This window comes from Chitinophaga sp. RCC_12, assembly GCF_041360695.1.
Lineage (GTDB): Bacteria > Bacteroidota > Bacteroidia > Chitinophagales > Chitinophagaceae > Chitinophaga.
On record NZ_JBFUPS010000001.1, the window covers coordinates 709,302 to 728,317 of the forward strand.

General features: G+C 47.8%; 15 protein-coding genes. 4 read left to right on the forward strand and 11 right to left on the reverse strand.

The features are described from left to right. The first annotated feature begins 7 nt into the window (after positions 1-7). Positions 8-901, forward strand: coding sequence for a class I SAM-dependent methyltransferase (locus tag AB6805_RS02930; RefSeq protein ID WP_370907964.1), 894 nt, complete (start codon positions 8-10; stop codon positions 899-901). A 195-nt stretch (positions 902-1,096) separates the two neighbouring features. Here the strand turns inward: AB6805_RS02930 and AB6805_RS02935 are convergent, their stop codons facing one another. Continuing rightward, positions 1,097-3,259 (reverse strand): S46 family peptidase, encoded by a 2,163-nt coding sequence (locus AB6805_RS02935; RefSeq protein ID WP_370907965.1) that lies wholly within the window; start codon positions 3,257-3,259, stop codon positions 1,097-1,099. A gap of 66 nt (positions 3,260-3,325) precedes the next feature. On the opposite strand from AB6805_RS02935, the gene AB6805_RS02940 reads away from it, so the two are divergent. Both AB6805_RS02940 and AB6805_RS02945 read left to right on the forward strand, forming a co-directional pair. Beyond that, positions 3,326-4,519: a sensor histidine kinase gene (locus tag AB6805_RS02940; RefSeq protein WP_370907966.1), complete on the forward strand. Its 1,194-nt coding sequence runs from the start codon at positions 3,326-3,328 to the stop codon at positions 4,517-4,519. Between the two features lie 3 nt (positions 4,520-4,522). Continuing rightward, the gene (locus AB6805_RS02945; protein ID WP_370907967.1) at positions 4,523-5,230 is read left to right on the forward strand and encodes a LytR/AlgR family response regulator transcription factor; all 708 of its coding nucleotides are present in this window, start codon (positions 4,523-4,525) and stop codon (positions 5,228-5,230) included. 104 nt (positions 5,231-5,334) lie between these two features. On the opposite strand, the gene AB6805_RS02950 is transcribed toward AB6805_RS02945, so the two are convergent. The 3 genes from AB6805_RS02950 to AB6805_RS02960 form a co-directional block, all read right to left on the reverse strand. Continuing rightward, positions 5,335-5,826, reverse strand: coding sequence for a hypothetical protein (locus AB6805_RS02950; RefSeq protein WP_370907968.1), 492 nt, complete (start codon positions 5,824-5,826; stop codon positions 5,335-5,337). Position 5,827: 1 nt separating this feature from the next. After that, positions 5,828-6,541 (reverse strand): intradiol ring-cleavage dioxygenase, encoded by a 714-nt coding sequence (locus AB6805_RS02955; protein WP_370907969.1) that lies wholly within the window; start codon positions 6,539-6,541, stop codon positions 5,828-5,830. 155 nt (positions 6,542-6,696) lie between these two features. Beyond that, positions 6,697-7,521 (reverse strand): M57 family metalloprotease, encoded by an 825-nt coding sequence (locus AB6805_RS02960; protein ID WP_370907970.1) that lies wholly within the window; start codon positions 7,519-7,521, stop codon positions 6,697-6,699. A 618-nt stretch (positions 7,522-8,139) separates the two neighbouring features. Here AB6805_RS02960 and AB6805_RS02965 point away from each other — a divergent pair. Then, on the forward strand, positions 8,140-10,917 hold the full coding sequence (locus AB6805_RS02965) for a S8 family serine peptidase (RefSeq protein ID WP_370907971.1): 2,778 nt from the start codon (positions 8,140-8,142) through the stop codon (positions 10,915-10,917). A gap of 98 nt (positions 10,918-11,015) precedes the next feature. Here the strand turns inward: AB6805_RS02965 and lpdA are convergent, their stop codons facing one another. The 7 genes from lpdA to AB6805_RS03000 form a co-directional block, all read right to left on the reverse strand. Beyond that, positions 11,016-12,422 carry a dihydrolipoyl dehydrogenase gene (lpdA, locus tag AB6805_RS02970; RefSeq protein WP_370907972.1) on the reverse strand — a complete coding sequence of 469 codons (1,407 nt, stop codon included), beginning with the start codon at positions 12,420-12,422 and terminating at the stop codon, positions 11,016-11,018. 158 nt (positions 12,423-12,580) lie between these two features. After that, a complete protein-coding gene (locus AB6805_RS02975) occupies positions 12,581-13,240 on the reverse strand; it encodes an outer membrane lipoprotein carrier protein LolA (RefSeq protein WP_370907973.1) in 660 nt (219 codons plus the stop codon). A gap of 132 nt (positions 13,241-13,372) precedes the next feature. Then, a complete protein-coding gene (locus AB6805_RS02980; RefSeq protein ID WP_370907974.1) occupies positions 13,373-16,006 on the reverse strand; it encodes a DNA translocase FtsK in 2,634 nt (877 codons plus the stop codon). Positions 16,007-16,027: 21 nt separating this feature from the next. Then, positions 16,028-17,452, reverse strand: a complete 1,425-nt coding sequence (locus AB6805_RS02985) for an alpha/beta hydrolase family protein (RefSeq protein WP_370907975.1) — start codon at positions 17,450-17,452, stop codon at positions 16,028-16,030. Between the two features lie 13 nt (positions 17,453-17,465). Further along, the gene (locus AB6805_RS02990; RefSeq protein WP_370907976.1) at positions 17,466-17,858 is read right to left on the reverse strand and encodes a DUF423 domain-containing protein; all 393 of its coding nucleotides are present in this window, start codon (positions 17,856-17,858) and stop codon (positions 17,466-17,468) included. A gap of 1 nt (position 17,859) precedes the next feature. Beyond that, positions 17,860-18,354, reverse strand: coding sequence for a shikimate kinase (locus AB6805_RS02995; protein ID WP_370907977.1), 495 nt, complete (start codon positions 18,352-18,354; stop codon positions 17,860-17,862). Positions 18,355-18,387: 33 nt separating this feature from the next. Further along, the gene (locus AB6805_RS03000; RefSeq protein WP_370907978.1) at positions 18,388-19,008 is read right to left on the reverse strand and encodes a 4'-phosphopantetheinyl transferase superfamily protein; all 621 of its coding nucleotides are present in this window, start codon (positions 19,006-19,008) and stop codon (positions 18,388-18,390) included. Between the last annotated feature and the right edge of the window lie 8 nt (positions 19,009-19,016).

Sequence of the window (19,016 nt, forward strand, 5' to 3'; positions counted from 1 at the left end):
TAGTCCAATGAGTTTAATCTATTACAACAACTGTCCGCTTTGTGGTTCGTCACAGATACATGAAGCGCTTACCGCCAAAGATTACACCGTATCGAAAGAAACATTCAACATCTTCCATTGCGGAGGCTGTGGCGGCCGCTTTACACAAAATGTGCCCGATAGCGCCCACATAGGTCGCTACTATCAGTCGCAGGAATATATTTCCCACTCTGAAACAAAGCAGGGACTCATTAACCGTTTATATCACAGTGTCAGGAAAATTACGTTGCGCTCCAAACAAAACTGGGTGCGCAATGCCTGCGGTATAAAAACAGGCACCCTGCTGGATATAGGCAGCGGCACCGGGGCATTCCTGCATTATATGCAAACCGGCGGCTGGACCGTCACCGGCCTGGAACCCGATGAAAATGCACGCCGCAACGCCAAAGAAATTTATAAAGTGGAGGCACTGCCCATTGAACAGCTGTATGCTTTACCTGCGCAGCAATTTGATGCCATCACCATGTGGCATGTACTGGAACACGTACACGACCTGCACCGCTACCTGGATCACATCCGCACCCTGCTGAAACCCGGAGGCGCGCTGCTGATCGCCGTTCCCAACTACACCTCCTCCGACGCCGACTATTATAAGGAATACTGGGCCGCCTATGACGTGCCCCGGCATCTCTATCATTTCTCGCCGGACTCCATGGAAAAACTGCTGACACAGCATCATATCAAACTGGCCAAAAAACACCCGATGGTATTCGACGGGTTCTATGTAAGCCTGCTCAGCGAAAAATATAAAACCGGCAAAAGCCGGCTCCTGCAAGGCTTCTTCCATGGCTTCCGCTCCTATCGCAAAGGCCTGAAAACCGTTGACCGCTGTAGCTCTATCGTTTACGAATGCAAGGTTTAGAGCGGATTTTGTCTTTCTCGCTGATTACGCTGATTTTAATGATTTAGGGGATTTGAACTTTGGGGATTTTAAAAAGATTTGGGGAGATATGAGCGGATACATCCACTTATATCTCCCCAAAATCATTAAAATCAAAAATGATCAAATCTGCTAAATCATTAAAATCAGCGTAATCAGCGAGAAAGACAAAATCCGCTACAATAATTTCATCTCGTCGATCAACCGCGTACAGCCCGCGTATTTGTCCACAATAAACAGCACATAGCGGATATCCACCATAATATTCCGGCAAATGGAAGGATCGAAGTTAATATCGCTCATCGTACCTTCCCAGGTGCGGTCGAAGTTCAGCCCGATCAGGTGGCCATAGGCATCCAGCGCAGGGCTGCCGGAATTACCACCGGTGGTATGATTGGAAGCAATGAAACACACCGGCATCTTGCCATTGGCGCCGTAACGGCCATAGTCTTTCTTCTTATAAAGTTCTATTAACCGGGCAGGCACATCAAATTCATAATCTCCCGGAACATATTTTTCCATCACACCATCCAGGTAGGTATAGAAATCGTAGTGAATAGCATCGCGGGGATTATAGCCATCTACTTTTCCATAAGTAACCCGCAGCGTGCTGTTGGCGTCGGGATAGAAGCTTTTTTTGCTGCCCATTACATCCATTTGCGCCTGCATATAAGTGCGTTGCAGGTTGTTGATGTTCGACTGCAGATCCGCCAGCGGGCGGCTTACATTATCCACGTAACCTTTGCGCATAGCCATTACCAGCCTGGTAGCCGGATCTTTCCACATCTGCGCCACCACCGTATTATAGGGTTGTTGTACAAAAGCGGTTAGTTTATCGATAGAGGTTAATCCGGATATTGCATATAGTTTGTCAGTTAATGCGCGGCTATCTTTATTGTTTTCCTGCCAGATCTGTGCAAACTCCGCCCCTGCAAATTGCGTCGGAACGCCTTTGGCATACAAGGCAATCAGGCTCACCGCTACGTCATGATCTACCTTCGCATTGTAATTCTGATAAAACCCCTGCATGGATGCGAGGAACTGCTGCCGCATGGTTTCATACTGCGCTTCTCCCCTTTCATGCACATCGTTGAGGAAGGTGATGAGGCGGTCGCCGACGGTGAACAGCTCCACATTTTTTACCAGTTCACTGTAATAGTCGCGGGCCTGTGCATAAGGCTGCACCTGCTGATAGTATCCGTTGAGCGAATCCAGTACGCCGTTGTACTTTTGTTTCCATACCGTGTTGCTTTCCAGCTGCTGCCGGTAAACATCTTCATACTGTAATTTTTTACCTACGCCGTTGGTTTGCTTTACGCCCTGCATTTCTCCCATCCACTTCTTCCAGTAGTTGGCGGTGCCGGCAAATTTAGCTGCATACTGGATTTTTATCTGCGGGTCTTTCCGCATGTAGTTATCCATGATTTTAAGGGCAGCATCGCGCATTTCCACTTTGGCGGCATCGAGTATCTCCACGGTTTGCTTTACCCCTTCGGAGGGCAGGTATTCGGTGGTGCGGCCGGGAAAACCCATCACCATAGTGAAATCATTTTGTTTCACTCCCTTCAGGGAAATGGTGAGGGCATATTTAGGCTTTAAAGGCACATTATCCTTTGAGTAAGGCGCCGGGCGGCCATCCTTACCGGCGTAGATGCGAAACATCGAAAAATCGCCTGTATGACGCGGCCAAACCCAATTGTCGGTGTCTGATCCGAACTTACCAATGGAAGACGGCGGAGCGCCAACCAGGCGAACGTCGCGGTAAGTTTCCGTTACAAACAGGAAATACTGGTTGCCTTCATAAAAAGGCTTTATCATGGTTTCCTGCCAGCTTTCCCTGCGGGCATTCTGGCGGATTTCGTTCAAACGCTTGTCGATAGCCGACTGCCGCTCTCTTTCGCTCATACCGGGCGTTACATCCTGCAGGGCGGCTTTGGTCACGTCGTCAATGCGTACAATGAAGGTGGCAAATAAACCGGGGTTAGGCAGTTCTTCTACCGCCGACTTTGCCCAGAACCCGTTTTCCAGAAAGTTGTTTTGTAAGGAAGAGTGCTTCTGAATGGCATCATAACCGCAGTGGTGATTGGTGAGCAGCAATCCCTGCTCAGAGATCACTTCTGCCGTACAGAAACCGCCAAAGCTCACGATGGCATCTTTCAGGCTGCCTTTGTTAATATTGTAAATATCCGCGGCAGTGATTTTCATGCCCATTCCCTTCATCTCTTTTTCATTAAGACCGGAAAGCAGCTGTGGCAGCCACATTCCCTCGGTGGCATAAGTGTGCCCGCCAAGTACCAGGAGTACCAATAACAGCACCGGTTTCACGATTCGTTGCAACATATCTGATATTCTTTTTATAAAAGAGGCAATTTACTATAATTCGGGGAGCAGTGAAAAGATAACCCCATGTTTCCGATCATTCATCGACATAAACCAGCGATTTACAGAGAAGACAGCTATTATCCGGCTGGAAAGTCAGAATTTCAGCCCTATATCTATCTGTCGCAAATGTTCCGGTTAAAATCTTCGGTAGTAATAGCACACATTACAGGGTGGCTGATATGCCTGAGTTTACCCCTGCTGTTTGTCAGTGGGCAAACGGGCGACCGCAAAGCGCTCTCTATCTTATTCTCAACAGATTACCTGGTATTCCTGGTAACGTATGTAGCACTGTTCTATTTTCATACCACCTTCCTGTTTCCCAGGCTGTACTTCCGGAAACAATATATTCTTTATTTCCTGTCTGTTTTATTGTTGCTGATCATGGTCAACTATATGCGGCCCTATGATCACCTGTTTTCCGGGCTGTCGCATCCGCGTGGGGAAATGCCATGGCGCCAGCAAATGCCGCCCGGGGCTGCACCAGGCCCGCGGCCGGAAGGAATGCGGCCACCCGGCAGACCACACAGGCCCATCGACATTGTAAGCGATTTCCTTTTCCTGCTCACCATTGCGCTGAGTATCGCCATCGAAACCACACGCCGCTGGCGGCAAACCGAAAAAAGAGCACTGTACGCAGAAACCCGCAAAACCCAGGCAGAATTATCCTTTCTGAAAGCCCAGATCAATCCGCATTTCCTGTTTAATACCCTTAACAATATTTACTCCCTCGCTATCACACGCAGCGATAACACCGCCATGAGCATCATGAAGCTGTCTAATATGCTGCGCTATGTAACCGAGGATACGAGAGATGATTATGTACTGCTGGAAAGCGAAATTGATTGCCTTCGGGATTATATTGATCTCCAGAAACTCCGGCTCACCACTAAAACGAAAGTCAATTTCGCGGTTACAGGCAGCCCCGGCATTAAGTGCATTGCCCCGCTGGTACTGCTGCCCTTCCTTGAAAACGCGTTTAAGTATGGCGTCAGTAATCACGAACCGTCTGAAATTACCATCCTGCTGCAAACATCTGAAAACAGGATCCACTTTTACTGCAGCAACAAATTATTCAGAATGGCGCCGGACACAAGTCGCACGGGCATTGGCATTTCCAACACACGGCAAAGACTGGAACACCTCTATCCCGATAAATACGAACTGCAGATCAGTGAAGATAACGGCGCATATTCTATTTCCTTACAATTACAGGTATAAGCGATGGAGATTAAATTTATTGTGATAGACGACGAACCGCCCGCCTTACAGGTGATCAAAACCTATGCACAGGAATTTCCCTGGCTGAAATTACAGCATACTTTTACAGATGCCATTTCCGCAGCGGAATACCTGCGGCATGGCCAGGTAGATCTGATCTTCCTGGATATCCACATGCCTGATATCAACGGGCTGGATCTCGCCAGGGGACTTACCCACCGGCCGATGATCATTTTCACCACCGCGTATAAACAGTATGCATTCGATGGGTTTGAACTGGATGCCATCGATTACCTGTTGAAGCCTATTCCATTTCAGCGCTTTGAAAAAGCCGTGCAGAAAGCACAGCTGCAGCAACAGCAGCAACTGCTGCCGGCGGCTACGGAAAGCCTGCTGGTGCATTCTTCCTATCATATGGTGAAGATACCCTTACACGAAATTATTTATATAGAAAGCCTGGAGGATTATATCCGGATCCACCTTACCCAACAGGCGCCCGTGCTCACCTTGATGACAATGAAAAAAATGCAGGAGAAGCTGCCGGCGGCGCGCTTCAGGCGGATCCACCGCAGTTATATTGTGTCGGTGGATAAAGTCCGGTCGGTGCTTAACCGGAAAGTGACACTCAGCTCATCGGCGGAATTGCCGGTGAGCGATAGTTACAGCGATTTTATCCGCGAGTGGAAGAGCGGAGGTTGTCTTTCTCACTGATTACGCTGATTATACTGATTACCTTGATTTTGTTCTTTTTGATTCTTTTGATTTTGTTTTTGGTGATGTTTGTTGGCTTTACTTTTTTCGGGAGATGTGAAACTTCATGATTCCTCACTGTAATGGCAGATCGACAGGTCGTCGTCCAGTTTTAAAGTGAACGTATCAGTGGTATCATTAAATCCCAGCAAAAGATAGTCCCCTATTATTTTGTGGAGCAGTAAAGGCGCAGTATAATACAGCACCGCTACTTTGTGGAGCTGCCGGTCGTGAATACAGGAAGTGATAATTTTAAACTGGTGCCGTTCAAACGACAACTGGATATTACCCAGCATATCCCAGGCGCCGGGTACCAGGTTGGCGAGGGACTGCACATACAACCCCACCGCAAAACCTGTTTTATAATGCAGGGAGTTGGCTTTGGGCTGGTGTTCCACCATTTCGGCGAAAGTGGAAAATGCTTCGTTGGGATTATATGCCTGCGATTGCAGCAGGAACTCTGCATAAGAATCGCGAAATACATTTTTGGCAAATGTTCCCGTGGAAGATGCGTCTATCACCTGCCGGATAGCCAGCTTTATCATCGTTTTGCCCATATTACCCGGCGATATAAATATTGTGAACAAGATCGTAACTACTGGTTTCGCTGGCGGTTACCGTGGCTAGTTCGGCCGATAACGAATCGCTGAAAACCATGTCTGCGCTGTTTTTAGTAACACTGGTATTTTGCCCGTGGGCGGCATATAAAGCAGTGTTATACACTGCGGCATTAATATCATCAGGAAAAGCAATCTGCGTAGTTCCTTTCAGTTTATCATTCACGTATACCTGTGCATGAATATGCGTTACCCGGCCTTCGTACCAGCCAGGATAAATGGAAGTAAATTTAACCTGTCCGGCTGTATCCGAATACTGCAATCCCCTGCAGAAAACCAGCGCAGTATTATCCTGTGTGCCGAGGTATCCCCGGTTGCTGTAGCCGGAATAATAACCATCCTTATCGCAATGCCAGATATCTACCCTCGCGTTGGCAAGCGGCTTGCAGCTGTTGTTGGTGTTCAGAATGTTAATGGTAATGTGCAACGGGGTGCCTGTTTTGCCATCGGTGATATCCACGCGCTGAATGGAGGAGCCCCTGCTATTGTAGAGTGGGTAGGGGCCATCTGTTTCTTCCGGGGAAACGGTGCAGGCGCCGCTGCTATCTATTCCGGGATCGGCAGCATCACTTTTCTTACAGGCTTCAATCAGCACCGGCACGGCGGTAGCGCTGATAAACAGTTGTTTCAGGAATTGTTTACGGGAGTTTTCCATCTCATCATTTTTGATCTGTTATAAAGGTTTCGATTATGTAACAGATTTACAAAAAAGATAGATGAACCAGCTCAATGTACCGGAGAATAGCATTTCCGGAGCGGGAATAAAATCCCGGCTCCGGAAATGTTTTAACAGATTAGCTCATGCAACGATTAGTGATACAGATAATTAAGCGCAATGATATCATTGGCATTAAATGTACGGTTGCCGCCATTGGAGCAGGCCAGCATCCAGGAGTTGGCATCCGGTGCAGAAGGAGTGCCCGGAATATATACTGCACCTACGTTGCTTGCGCCTTCGTTGGTGGCAGTACCGCCGCAGCTGTAGGAACGGTCCATGTAATCGGTATGACGCATACCAATGCAGTGACCAATTTCATGCTGGATAACAGAACCTACATACAATACGTTGGGATTAGATCCGTAGGCGTACTGGTTGGTGTTCATCTTAATGGTGCCATACGGATTGCCGCCACTGGTAGGAAACCCGGAAGAACCGAGTGTGATGTAACCACCGCTTGGTCCCTGGTTAAATCCTCTGATGGTAATGTCAGCGGCGCCGCTGGTTACGCGCTGAAAGGTCATGCGCAACCCCAGCCTATTGTAACGTGCAATGGCAGTATCCGTGCCTGCGATAAAGGCAGTACCTAAGCTGGTCACCTTAATTCTGATAACGCGGGGTAATGCGGTAACCAGGTAATTAGTGCGGTACTGTTCTGTTTTGGCCACCCGTAAAACAGGGCTCGTAACGGTTTCTTTCAGCTGTGCAGCTGTAAGCAGGATGTCACCTTCCACAAGGTAGCCATCTTCGGTTTTTACCACGTTCTCTGTGCTAAAGCCATTTGCTTTAATCTGGGCTAACACTTCTGCTGACACGGGATCGGGCTGCGCTTCTTTTTGTGCGCCGTTCTTCTGACAGGACGCAAAGAGGAAAGCCGCTGCCATGCAGCAGAGCACAGGAATTGATTGTGTTCTCATAATTCAGATTTTTGGTTTTGGTTTAGAAAAAAAAGTTCAGATTTTTGGTTTAGATTTAAAAAAAAGATATCCCTGTCGCCTGTTCTTTCAAACAGGCCACTGTTAACAACACTAAATGCCCCCGCTGATCTGCAGCTGAATAAGACGTGGAATAAAAACAATTGCGTACTAAAAGCACGTTGCTTTTTTTCTTCTTATTGCCGCAAACGCGATCGCCTAGCCTGATTATCTTCCGGAAACTGCAGTTGTGATACTGTGCTCTCGTTTTCGGATACATACAACAGCTAATATGCCCTGCTATGGCATAGCATCAGTTTTTAATGGGTTGGTAGTGATTCAGTAATGCCGGTTATTTCCGGTGACTAAGATTTGCTCTATAAATTAAGAAACTGTGTAACAGATTCAGATCGTTGTTCAGATTTAGTTGAATTTTATATTAGGTTTTCCTCTTTCAATATTACAACATTCGTTTAATTTAAAAAAAATATTTTGTTTTAGTATTGACAAAAAATTGTGTTGAAAATCTAAATACAGTAGCTTTAGGTAGCAACACTAAACCAAAATCACTTACCCGTTGCCAACACCTGCATGCGGATAATACCCTCTAAAATATGGCCCTTGCTGTTTTTGCAGCTTTGTTATTTTTACTATGCTGCTGCACAGCAACCACACTATCCGGACAGCCTGGTGCAACGATATGCTACCGATACATTTTCATTGCAACGGAAAGGTGGTCCTTTCCTGGTGAAGTTTGCAAAACTACCAAATGAGTCAAAGCTACAGCAATGGGGACTTGTACAGCCTCTCTCCCGCTATCATTACATATTACAACACGTACCGGAAGATAGTACGCTCGTATATTGTTACAGTGCAGGTTATAATTTTAAAGCAAGCATTCCGCTGCTGCAACAACTGGAACAAACATCCACGCAGGATAGCATCACTATACAGGTGTCGTGCCACCCGGCAGAAAAGCAATTAATGTATGCCCGCGTGCAGTCGTACTCCACGCAGTACCACGTAGCCAGGGCAAAGGTTAAAAAGCAGGACTGGCCCCTGTTTATCAGTCAGCCGGCCATACAGTTCGCAGACCTTATCCGGCGACCAACCCCTGAAATTATTATCAATACCGGCAACCTCGCAGTGAACCGGATTCCTTTCGCACAACAGCAATTTCCCCTTATCACTGGAAAACGTGTAGCCGTTTCCGTTAAGGAGGATTTATTTGATACCACTGATATCGATTTACAGGGACGATATATTCCTTCTTCCTATAATTCCTCCCTCCAAACTGCGCATGCTTTGATAATGGCTACGCTGATTGGCGGCGCGGGCAACAGCGGTGCAGGCGGCAAAGGCGTGGCGCCTGAAGTAAAGCTGAGTTCTGCAGACTACAACAGCAGCCTGCTCCCCGATGATGATGCCTATTATCAACAATCCGGCATCACGGTACAAAATCATTCCTATGGTACCGGCATCGAAAATTATTATGGCGCCGAAGCCGTGGCCTATGATCAGCAGATTTATGAAGCAGATACTTTGGTGCATATCTATTCTTCCGGTAACATTGGCACATCGCCGGCCTCCGGGGGGCGTTACCAGGGCATTACAGGGTATGCTAATTTATCCGGCAATTTTAAACAGGCTAAAAATATTATTGTCAGCGGTGGTACAGATGGCGCCGCACAGCTGATCGCACTCAGTTCCAAAGGCCCCGCTTACGATGGCCGCATCCTGCCACACGTAACCGCTTATGGCGAAGATGGTACCTCCGGCGCAGCAGCGCTTACCAGCGGTGTGGTGGCATTACTCCAGGATGCCTGGCGTATGCTGCACAACACGCCCGTTTCCGCCGCCCTCATCAAAGCCGTTATCATCAACAGCGCCTTCCGGCCGGCAGGCGTACACCCATCATTTGGCAGCGGATATGGCAACCTGCATGCATATGCCGCTATCAAAACCATACAGGACAACCACCTCTTCCGGGGTAATGCCGGCAACCATACGGCTACGTCCTTCAACATCGCTGTTCCGGAGGGCATACAGGAGGTGAAAGTAACCCTGTGCTGGAATGATCCACCGGCTACTGTTAATGCCGTTAAAGCGCTTATAAACGACCTCGACATAATAGCCACCACCGCCGACGGCAAAACCTGGCTGCCCTGGACGCTGAGCACCTATCCGTTAATTGATTCATTATTGCTACCCGCAAAGCGTGGCAGGGATAGCCTCAACAATACAGAACAAATCAGTATTGAAAATCCGGTGCCCGGCAATATGCGGGTACTGGTATCCGGCGCACAGGTTACTGCCGGCACACAGCCGTTCTACCTGGCTTATGAACTGGTGCCGGCAAAAAATTTCCAGTGGCAAAACCCCGCCGCAGGCACTACGGCAGCCGCAGGACAGGCATTGCCGCTGCAATGGCAAACTACGTATATTGGTAACAGTGAGCTTTCCTACAGCACCGACAGCGGCCGCACCTGGTTGCCCATTGCACAAAACATCCCGGTGGAAAACGGGCTGTATAACTGGAACGTACCGGATATTTTCAGCCCGGTGATCCTGAAACTAACGTTAACGGACACCTCGTTTATCAGCAACCCTTTTTACATTTCGCCGATACTCACCATGCACACGGGATTCAACTGCACCGATACGGTACTGCTGTACTGGAACGGACAGCCGGGCGCCACTGCGTACCAGTTATACACGATGAGCAATACGGCGCTAATTCCGTATAGCCAGGTACGTGATACTTTTGTTTTTATCCCTAAGGCTACGGCGGCATCGTTGTATTTTGCAGTAAGCCCTGTTGCCGCCGGTGGCTGGACCGGCATCCGCAGCTATGCAGTTAATTACACGCAACAGGGTGTAGGCTGCTATGTACAAAACCTGCTGGCCGATCCTACTACCGACAATAAAGTAGCCCTGTCGCTCACGCTGGGTAGTACCTGGCAACTCCAAACTGTTTACTGGGAACGGTTTACACGGGAAGGCTGGATAACGCTGCAACAACAGCCCGTAGGCGACGCCATGAACTTTAACTACCTCGATGACACCGCACCGGAAGGACTACTCCGCTACCGGGTGAAATTGCTCACCTCCAACGGGCAGTATATTTATGCCGACCCGGTTACCGTTACCATCATTGCAGGCAATCATATCTTACTTTTCCCCAACCCCGTAAGCAGCCAGTTCACCGTTTTGGATGGCACCCCACGCAGCCGCCAGCTGGTAATTACAGATATGAGCGGACGGATAGTATTACAGCGGAATCTTGAGGATATCCAGGAAACTGTGGAAGTACAGCGCCTGGCAAATGGCATTTATAACTGTAGTATTTATGCAGATAATAAGCGGATCTATTCCGCACAGTTTGTAAAGCAGCAATAGTTGCTACACAATGCCGGGTTATGATGAGCTTCCCGCTAAACAAAACAGCTGCTCCGGTAAACCGGAACAGCTGTTATTATACTTACAATAAGATAAGACTACAGGTGAATTGCTTCGCCGTAAGCTACTTCTATGGCGTCTTTTACAGATTCGCTCATAGTTGGATGCGGGTGGATGGAATCCAGCACTTCCTGGTAAGTAGTTTCCAGTTTACGCGCTACCACTGTTTCTGCGATGATTTCAGTAACGTTGGCGCCGATCATGTGGGTACCTAACCATTCGCCGTATTTGGCGTCGAAGATCACTTTTACGAAACCTTCAGTGGCGCCGGCTGCAGAAGCTTTACCGGAAGCAGAGAATGGGAATTTACCCACTTTCACTTCATAACCGGCTTCTTTTGCTGCCTTTTCAGTATAACCTACAGAAGCAATTTCAGGTGCGCAATAAGTACAGCCCGGAATGTTCATGTAGTCAATTGGTTCTGGTTTGTGCGCATATTTCTTTTCATTGTATGCGATAGCTTCCACGCAGATGATACCTTCTTTGGAGGCAACGTGTGCGAGGGCCTGACCAGGCACCATATCTCCGATAGCGTAAACGCCCGGGATATTTGTCTGGTAATATTTATCAACCAATACACGGCCTTTGTCGGTTTTGATACCCATTCCTTCCAGGCCGAGATTTTCGATATTGGCAGCGATACCCACCGCGCTCAGTACCACATCTGCTTCCAGGGTGATTTCGCCGGTTTGGGTTTTCACTTTTGCTTTCACACCGTTACCACTTGCTTCAACAGCTTCTACAGAAGCGTTGGTCATGATTTCGATGCCTTTCTTTTTATATATCTTTTCCAGTTCTTTGGAGATGTCTTCATCTTCCACTGGTACAATGCGCGGGAGGAACTCAACGATGGTTACTTTAGTACCCAGGGTTGCGTAGAAGTAGGCAAATTCAACACCTATAGCGCCGGAACCCACAACGATCATGGATTTAGGCTGCTGAGGGAGGGTCATTGCTTCACGGTAGCCGATTACATTCTTACCATCAATCTTCAGGTTTGGCAGCTCACGTGCACGTGCGCCGGTAGCCAGGATGATATGTTTTGCGTCGTGTACAGTGGCCTTACCGTCTTTATCGGTTACTTCCACCTGGCCTTTGGATTTTACCTTTCCATTGCCCATTAACACGTCGATCTTATTTTTTTTCATGAGGAACTGAACGCCCCTGCTCATTTTATCAGCAACACCGCGACTACGTTTGATCACCGCCTCGAAATCCACTTTTGCATCACCGATCGTGATACCATAGTCTTTTGAATGCTGTGTATATTCAAAAACCTGTGCAGTTTTTAACAAAGCCTTCGTTGGAATACAGCCCCAGTTTAAACAGATACCACCCAGACTCTCTCTTTCCACTACTGCAGTTTTAAATCCCAGCTGAGAAGCACGGATAGCAGCCACATATCCGCCGGGCCCACTACCAATTACGATTACGTCGTATGCCATATTGTTTAATTTTTAAATTGAACTTGCCAAAGGTAAATAAATAAGCAGAAAGCACAAAGCCTATTGCAAAAAGCCACCGGAGCGGAGATTACGGGGATGTTTTGCAACATTTACCGCTGTAATCCGCGCTCCGGTGGTTTTTATACTAAAATCTTATACTATCGGAGATCTACTACTTCCACGCCAGGGTAGTTTTTGGCATCGAAAGTAAAGGTAGCATCGCTCAGGTTGGTATTTGGTGTAAAATTGGTGATTTCGTAAGTATAATGGTTACCATTCTTCTCAAACACCTTCATCTTTGCAATGCTCTGGTTCTTCTTATCTACAGAAACGATTACCTTGAATATTGTCTTCGATTTGTCTGTAGGTGTCAGTTCCACATTCTGGAGCACCTTACCTTTTTCCTTGGTTTCTGCTTCCAGTTTGTACAGGTAATCTTTATCATAGAAGTTGGTGAACAGCTTGGCCGGTGTCATGGCGCCGCTGCTCTGATCCACGTTATTAATAGTTACTTCATTCACATCTTTGGCGTATGTCCAGGAAGTTTTGTTATCGCTGATGATTTCCTGTCCGGGCAGCGTTACTTTATATTTAGCTCCCTTCAGGTAAACAGTACCTTTTTTGGAATCAGACACGCTGTTATTAGCGCCTTCTACTTTTAATATAAAATTAGCGACTACTGTTTTTAATGATTTAAATTTATTACTAACACCATCCAGAACGGTTTTCGCCTTTGGGTCGGAAGCGCCCTTAGATTGTGCCATGCCGCTGAAAATGATACCACTCAACAACATTCCGGTTAATACAAATTTCTTCATCGTAGTTTTTTTTAGTTTGTGCTATCCAACAAAGACAAATGCCATGCCGGTATAGCCGTGTAGGTTTTTACAGGGTGCAAAATTCATTATAATTCCTGAAAAAGGGTAATAAATTCCGACCGCCTTAACATATTATAACAAATTATTAAGGATTTCATTCAGCTCGCTTTCTGTTTTCACCAGCACATCCCTGGCTTTGCTTCCCATATTGGGGCCTACGATGTTGGCAGCTTCCAGCTGGTCCATCAGACGCCCTGCACGGTTGTAGCCCAGCTTCATCCTGCGTTGCAGGAGGGAGGTGGATCCCTGTTGGGTGGTGACAATCACCTGGGCAGCCTCTTCAAACAGCGGATCCCGGTCGGCGATACTCAGTTCGCGGCCATCCGGATCCTTGTCATCCACGTATTCCGGCAGCAGGAAAGCATCGGGGTAGCCTTTCTGGTTACCAATGAATTCAGCCACGTTTTCCACTTCCGGCGTATCCACGAAGGCACATTGCAGACGTACCAGTTCCCCGTTGAAGGAAACCAGCATGTCCCCCTGTCCTATCAGCTGTTCAGCGCCGCCGATATCCAGGATGGTACGGGAATCTATTTTTGAAGATACCTTAAAGGCCACGCGAGCCGGGAAGTTTGCTTTAATGGTACCGGTAATGATGTTTACAGAAGGGCGCTGGGTGGCAATGATCAGGTGAATACCTACTGCGCGGGCCAGCTGGGCCAAACGGGCAATCGGCATTTCCACTTCCTTGCCGGCTGTCATGATCAGATCCGCAAACTCATCTACCACCAGCACGATGAACGGCAGGTAGCGGTGGCCTTTCAGCGGATTGAGACGGCGTTGCGTAAACTTACCATTGTACTCACGGATGTTGCGGGTACCGGCTTCTTTCAGCAGGTCGTACCGCAGGTCCATTTCAATACACAGGGCATTGAGCGTGTGGATCACCTTTTTGGTATCGGTAATGATCGCATCATCTTCACCGGGTAACTTGGCCAGGAAGTGTTTCTCAATGAGTTTGTATAACGACAGCTCCACTTTTTTCGGATCTACCAATACAAACTTCAACTGGGAAGGATGCTTTTTATACAGCAATGATACCAGCAAGGTGTTGATACCAACGGATTTACCCTGACCCGTAGCACCTGCCATCAGCAGGTGGGGCATCTTGGCCAGATCGGCAATGAAGTTTTCGTTGTCGATCTTTTTACCAATGGCAATAGGCAGATCCATGGTGCTGGTCTGGAATTTTTCCGAGGCCAGCATATTTTTAAGAGATACGATGGTTTTCTTCACATTGGGTACTTCAATACCAATGGTACCCTTTCCCGGAATAGGCGCAATGATACGGATACCGAGCGCCGACAGGCTTAACGCAATGTCATCTTCCAGGTTTTTAATACGGGAGATACGAACGCCCGCAGCCGGCACAATTTCGTACAGGGTAACGGTTGGTCCTACTGTGGCACTGATCTTCTGAATGGAAATATCATAGTTCTTGAGGGTATCAATGATCTGGTTCTTATTCTTTTCCAGTTCAGCGGTATCCTGCACAATCACTTTGTCTGCATTATGATTTTCCAGCAGATCCAGGGTCGGGAACTTATAATCTCTCAGATCCAGGGACGGATCGTAAGGATCTACCGGTTCCACAGGCCGTGTGGGCGCTATCTCTTCCACTTCGTCTTCCTCGTCCTGGTAAGTGGGTTTTATTTCGAAGGCCACTTCTACCGGTTCCCCTTTCTTTTTGCTGACAGGGGCAAGCGGTTGTTCGGGCGTTTCTTCTATGTACAATAGTGGTCCCGGATCTTCTTCTTCCTCCTCTTCCTCCTCCTCTGCAGACTGCCCGCTTTCGTAAGCAGGTTCGGCAGGCAGGTAAGCTGCATGGGCAGAAGGGATCACGGTGATGTCTTCCCTTTCCACCAACTGCATAGGTGGCAGGTCTTCCTCGTCTTCTTCCGGTTCCGCATGCGGCGGGATTACCATTACGCCGCCTTCGTCGCGGAGACCATTTTTACGTGCGTCTTCTTTCGCCGAGGCGGCGGGTGTAGCCGCGGTGGTTTGCATTACGGGGGCAACCGGTGCTGCGGCGGGTATGGGTTTAGGTGCTTTTACTTTTTTCTCCGGCCATTTGAAGTCGAAGTTGAATTTCCAGATAAGCCAGGAGAAGCCAACAACCAGCAACAGCAGGGCGGTTCCTGTTTTGCCTACGAAGCCGGTGGTCCATTTATTCAGGGCATCGCCCAGGGCGCCGCCCCAGGGGAAATCGCCGCCGCCGATAGCAAAGGCCATTGTCATGCTGATAAAGAGCACACCAAACAGGATATATTTTATACTGCGCCAGATACGGAATACCCGGCGGCCAACGATGAAATTTACACCGATGATAAAAAAGAAGTAGCAGAACAGGTAGGCGGCAATCCCTACGCCATAAAAGAAGAAGTTATGCGATACATAAGCACCCAGGCGGCCGAGCAGGTTATCAACTTTTACATCTCCAAAAAATAATTCCCTGGTAGAATAATGGAAGATTTTATCCTGGTCATCTTCCCAGGTAAAAAGATAGGAAGTGAAAGCAATAAAGCAGTAAACAGACAATAAAAGAAAGAACACGCCCAGTACCTTGTGGGTGCGCTCATCTTTTACCAGCTCTTTTACCTTCACCTCGGGCTCCTTGTCTTTCTTCAATACATCCGGGTTCGGTGCGGGGCCTTTCGGTGGTTTCTTGCTTTCCGGTTTTTCGGTTTTCAGTTTATTCTTGGACATATTATAATTTCAGATTTGGGACTACCTGTCCGCCGACGGTGGCAACTGTAAGATCCAGTGTGCCATAAACTCGGGAACCAGGGGATCAATGGTTTGCTCCAGCTCTCCGTATTCGTTCACTTCACATGTTTTGCAGCGCTGAAACAAATGGTTTAATCCATCAAACTTACGGATTGTTGTGAGCAGATTACCATTTTCGTTCAATGCGCGTTCAATTTCTTTCAGATTGGCGGTGGCATCCACCTGTATATCCGCGGTGCCGTTGATCGCCATAAACGGACATTTGATCTGTTTCAGGTAGGTCAGCGGCTTATATCTTAATAACGAAATAGTTTCCGGACTCATATTAGCTCTCCGTATTAATTCATCCTCTGTTTGTACCTTCTTAACGTCTTCGCTTGAATTACGGTATATATTCCGGAGAATTTCCTGCGCCTTTGGCGTAATGGCGGTAATATCGCTGTCGCTTGCCAGGAGGTCCCAGTAAGGCTTCATGCGCGCCTGTTCTGCCAGGATCAGGCTATCCGGTTTGCCGGCCACTTTCCCTTTGGCGAAAGCTTGCTGATCGATCAGTTCCCTGCCGCTTACGCCCACCCCTGCCATGGATATTACAAAGGCCACGCCCGGATTGTTTGCGGCCACTATTTGCGCTACAATAGCGCCCTCACTATGTCCAAGCACTCCCATACGCGAAACATCCACATCCTTCCTGGCTTTCAGGTATTTCAGCGCGGTGAGCGCATCGTGCGAAAAATCGTAGATATCGGATGTATAAAAATCGCCGGTGGAGGCGCCAAATCCCCTGTCGTCGTACCGCAGGGTAGCAATACCGTTACGGGCAAAATAGTCGGCCAGCACCAGGAACAGTTTATGCCCTGCTATTTCCTCGTTCCGGTCCTGTGGCCCGGAGCCGGAGAGCAATAACACTACAGGATATTTACCTTGTGCTGCCGGGCGGGTGAACGTTCCGGCGAGTGTTACACTGTCTTTTATGTTATTAAACCTCACCTGTTCCGTGTAATACGGGAAAGGCGGCTTTGGTTCCTGTGGTCTTTTGTACATGTCGGCGGCAGTGATCTCTTTCCGGCCAAGGTCAGCATGACTTTGATCATCGCCCAACCCGGTAATGCCCCTGAACTGCTTCGCAGCCGGGTCCCACACACCGGTAAAAGAAAACCGCATCCCGTCTATACGCAGCAACAGGGTGTCCCTGCGATACACGACTGTTTCAATCTCAAACTGGTCGTCCTCCGACATTTCGGGCAGCTCGAGCGTTCCTTTATAGCCCGCGCCATCTTTCTCCAGGTTTACGATCATACGGTATTTATCACCGTAGTAAAGTTTAAAGGTGCCGTACCATTTACCGGCAATATTTGCATTATCCTGCGCCATTCCCACTGACCCTGTCAGTAAACTCACGATCAACACCCAAAAACCTCTGTACATATATGAGAATGCTTTATGCTTTTAATTTTAAGACTCCTGCCAGCAGGCAGATCCAGCCGGCAATAAAAAACACGCCGCCAACAGGCGTAATGATGCCGATGCCTTTCAGGCCTACGTTGCCGGTAGTTTTGAGCAGCGTCATCAGATACAGTGAACCGGAGAACAGGATGATCCCGATAATGAAGCACCTGCCAGCCCATATTAACTGATTGCCGGGCACATGAGCAAATAAGATGCCGGTAGCGATTAATGCAAATACGTGATAGAACTGATAAGTAACGCCTGTCTGAAAAGTAGATACGGTTTCAGGAGGCACCAGCTCTTTTAGTTTATGTGCGCCGAATGCGCCTAAAACTACTGCCAATGCACCTAATACCGCCGCCCAAACTAAAAAACTCTTATGCATATTAGAAATTTTGCGTAAAGGTATCCAATGAAATATTATCAGATGTAATTATATGCTTCGATTGCTGGTAAAAAGGGAGACGCTCCGCCATTTTCTTCTCTACAAACCCGGTCAGGTCTTCATCTTCCAGACCGGCAATCAACGGCCGTTTGAATTTTTTACGTTGCAGGCGTTCCACCATTACATCTACAGAAGGGTTGATCCAGATGGTAGTGCCATGTTCGTTCATAAAATCCATGTTCTCCTGGAAACAGGGCGTGCCCCCGCCGCAGGAGATCAGGAAGTTTTCCTGCTGGGATAACTCCCGGAGCAGCTGACTTTCCTTTTCACGGAAATAATCTTCGCCCTTGCTGGAAAAAATATCAGCAATGGTCATCTCCTCTGCTTCCACAATTACTTCATCCAGATCGTAGTAAGGCAGTTGCCAGTGATCCGCCAGTTGTTTACCCCAATAGGATTTTCCGGCACCCATAAAACCGAGTAAATAAATCTTCATAAATAACGCGACAGTGCTTAATAAATTCGTTCCTCACGCAGGATGAGTCCATGCCAGGCATAGGTCATTTTCCATAATATATTGCAAATATAACCGGGTATTTGTATCCTGTTTGTTAAAATCGGCGGTGATGAAACCAGCCTGTTGAAAAATAAAGGGATGCAGTTTCATATTCTCCTTAAAATCAACGCTTCCCCGGCCATACCATTTAAACATCGCTTCTTTGGCGCTCCAGCAGATGGTTTTATGCGACAGTTCCTGTTGGGGATCGATAAACGCCCGTTCTGAAGGCGACAGGAACTTGTGAGACACCAGTTCTATTTTAGGTTTTACCTCTTCAATGTCTATCCCCACCGCTGCTTTGGTACTAACGATAGCGGCAGCATAATCGCCGCAATGTGAAATGGAGAAATGGTGGCTATCACCTGCCAGTACCGGTTTACGGGTATGCGTCACCATAATTTCCTGAATGGGGAATTCCGGGAAAAGCGTCACCAGCAGGTATCTGCCCGCAAAATGCTGTAAGCGTTTATGCGGATGGTGAATAGCCCGGCTGATGCTTACCTTTTCCTGGAAAAAATTTTCCGTTTCTGTTATCTTCCATACACCCAGCTTCGTTTCCGGATCAATTTGTATCGTTCGTATTAATGGCATATCTTGCC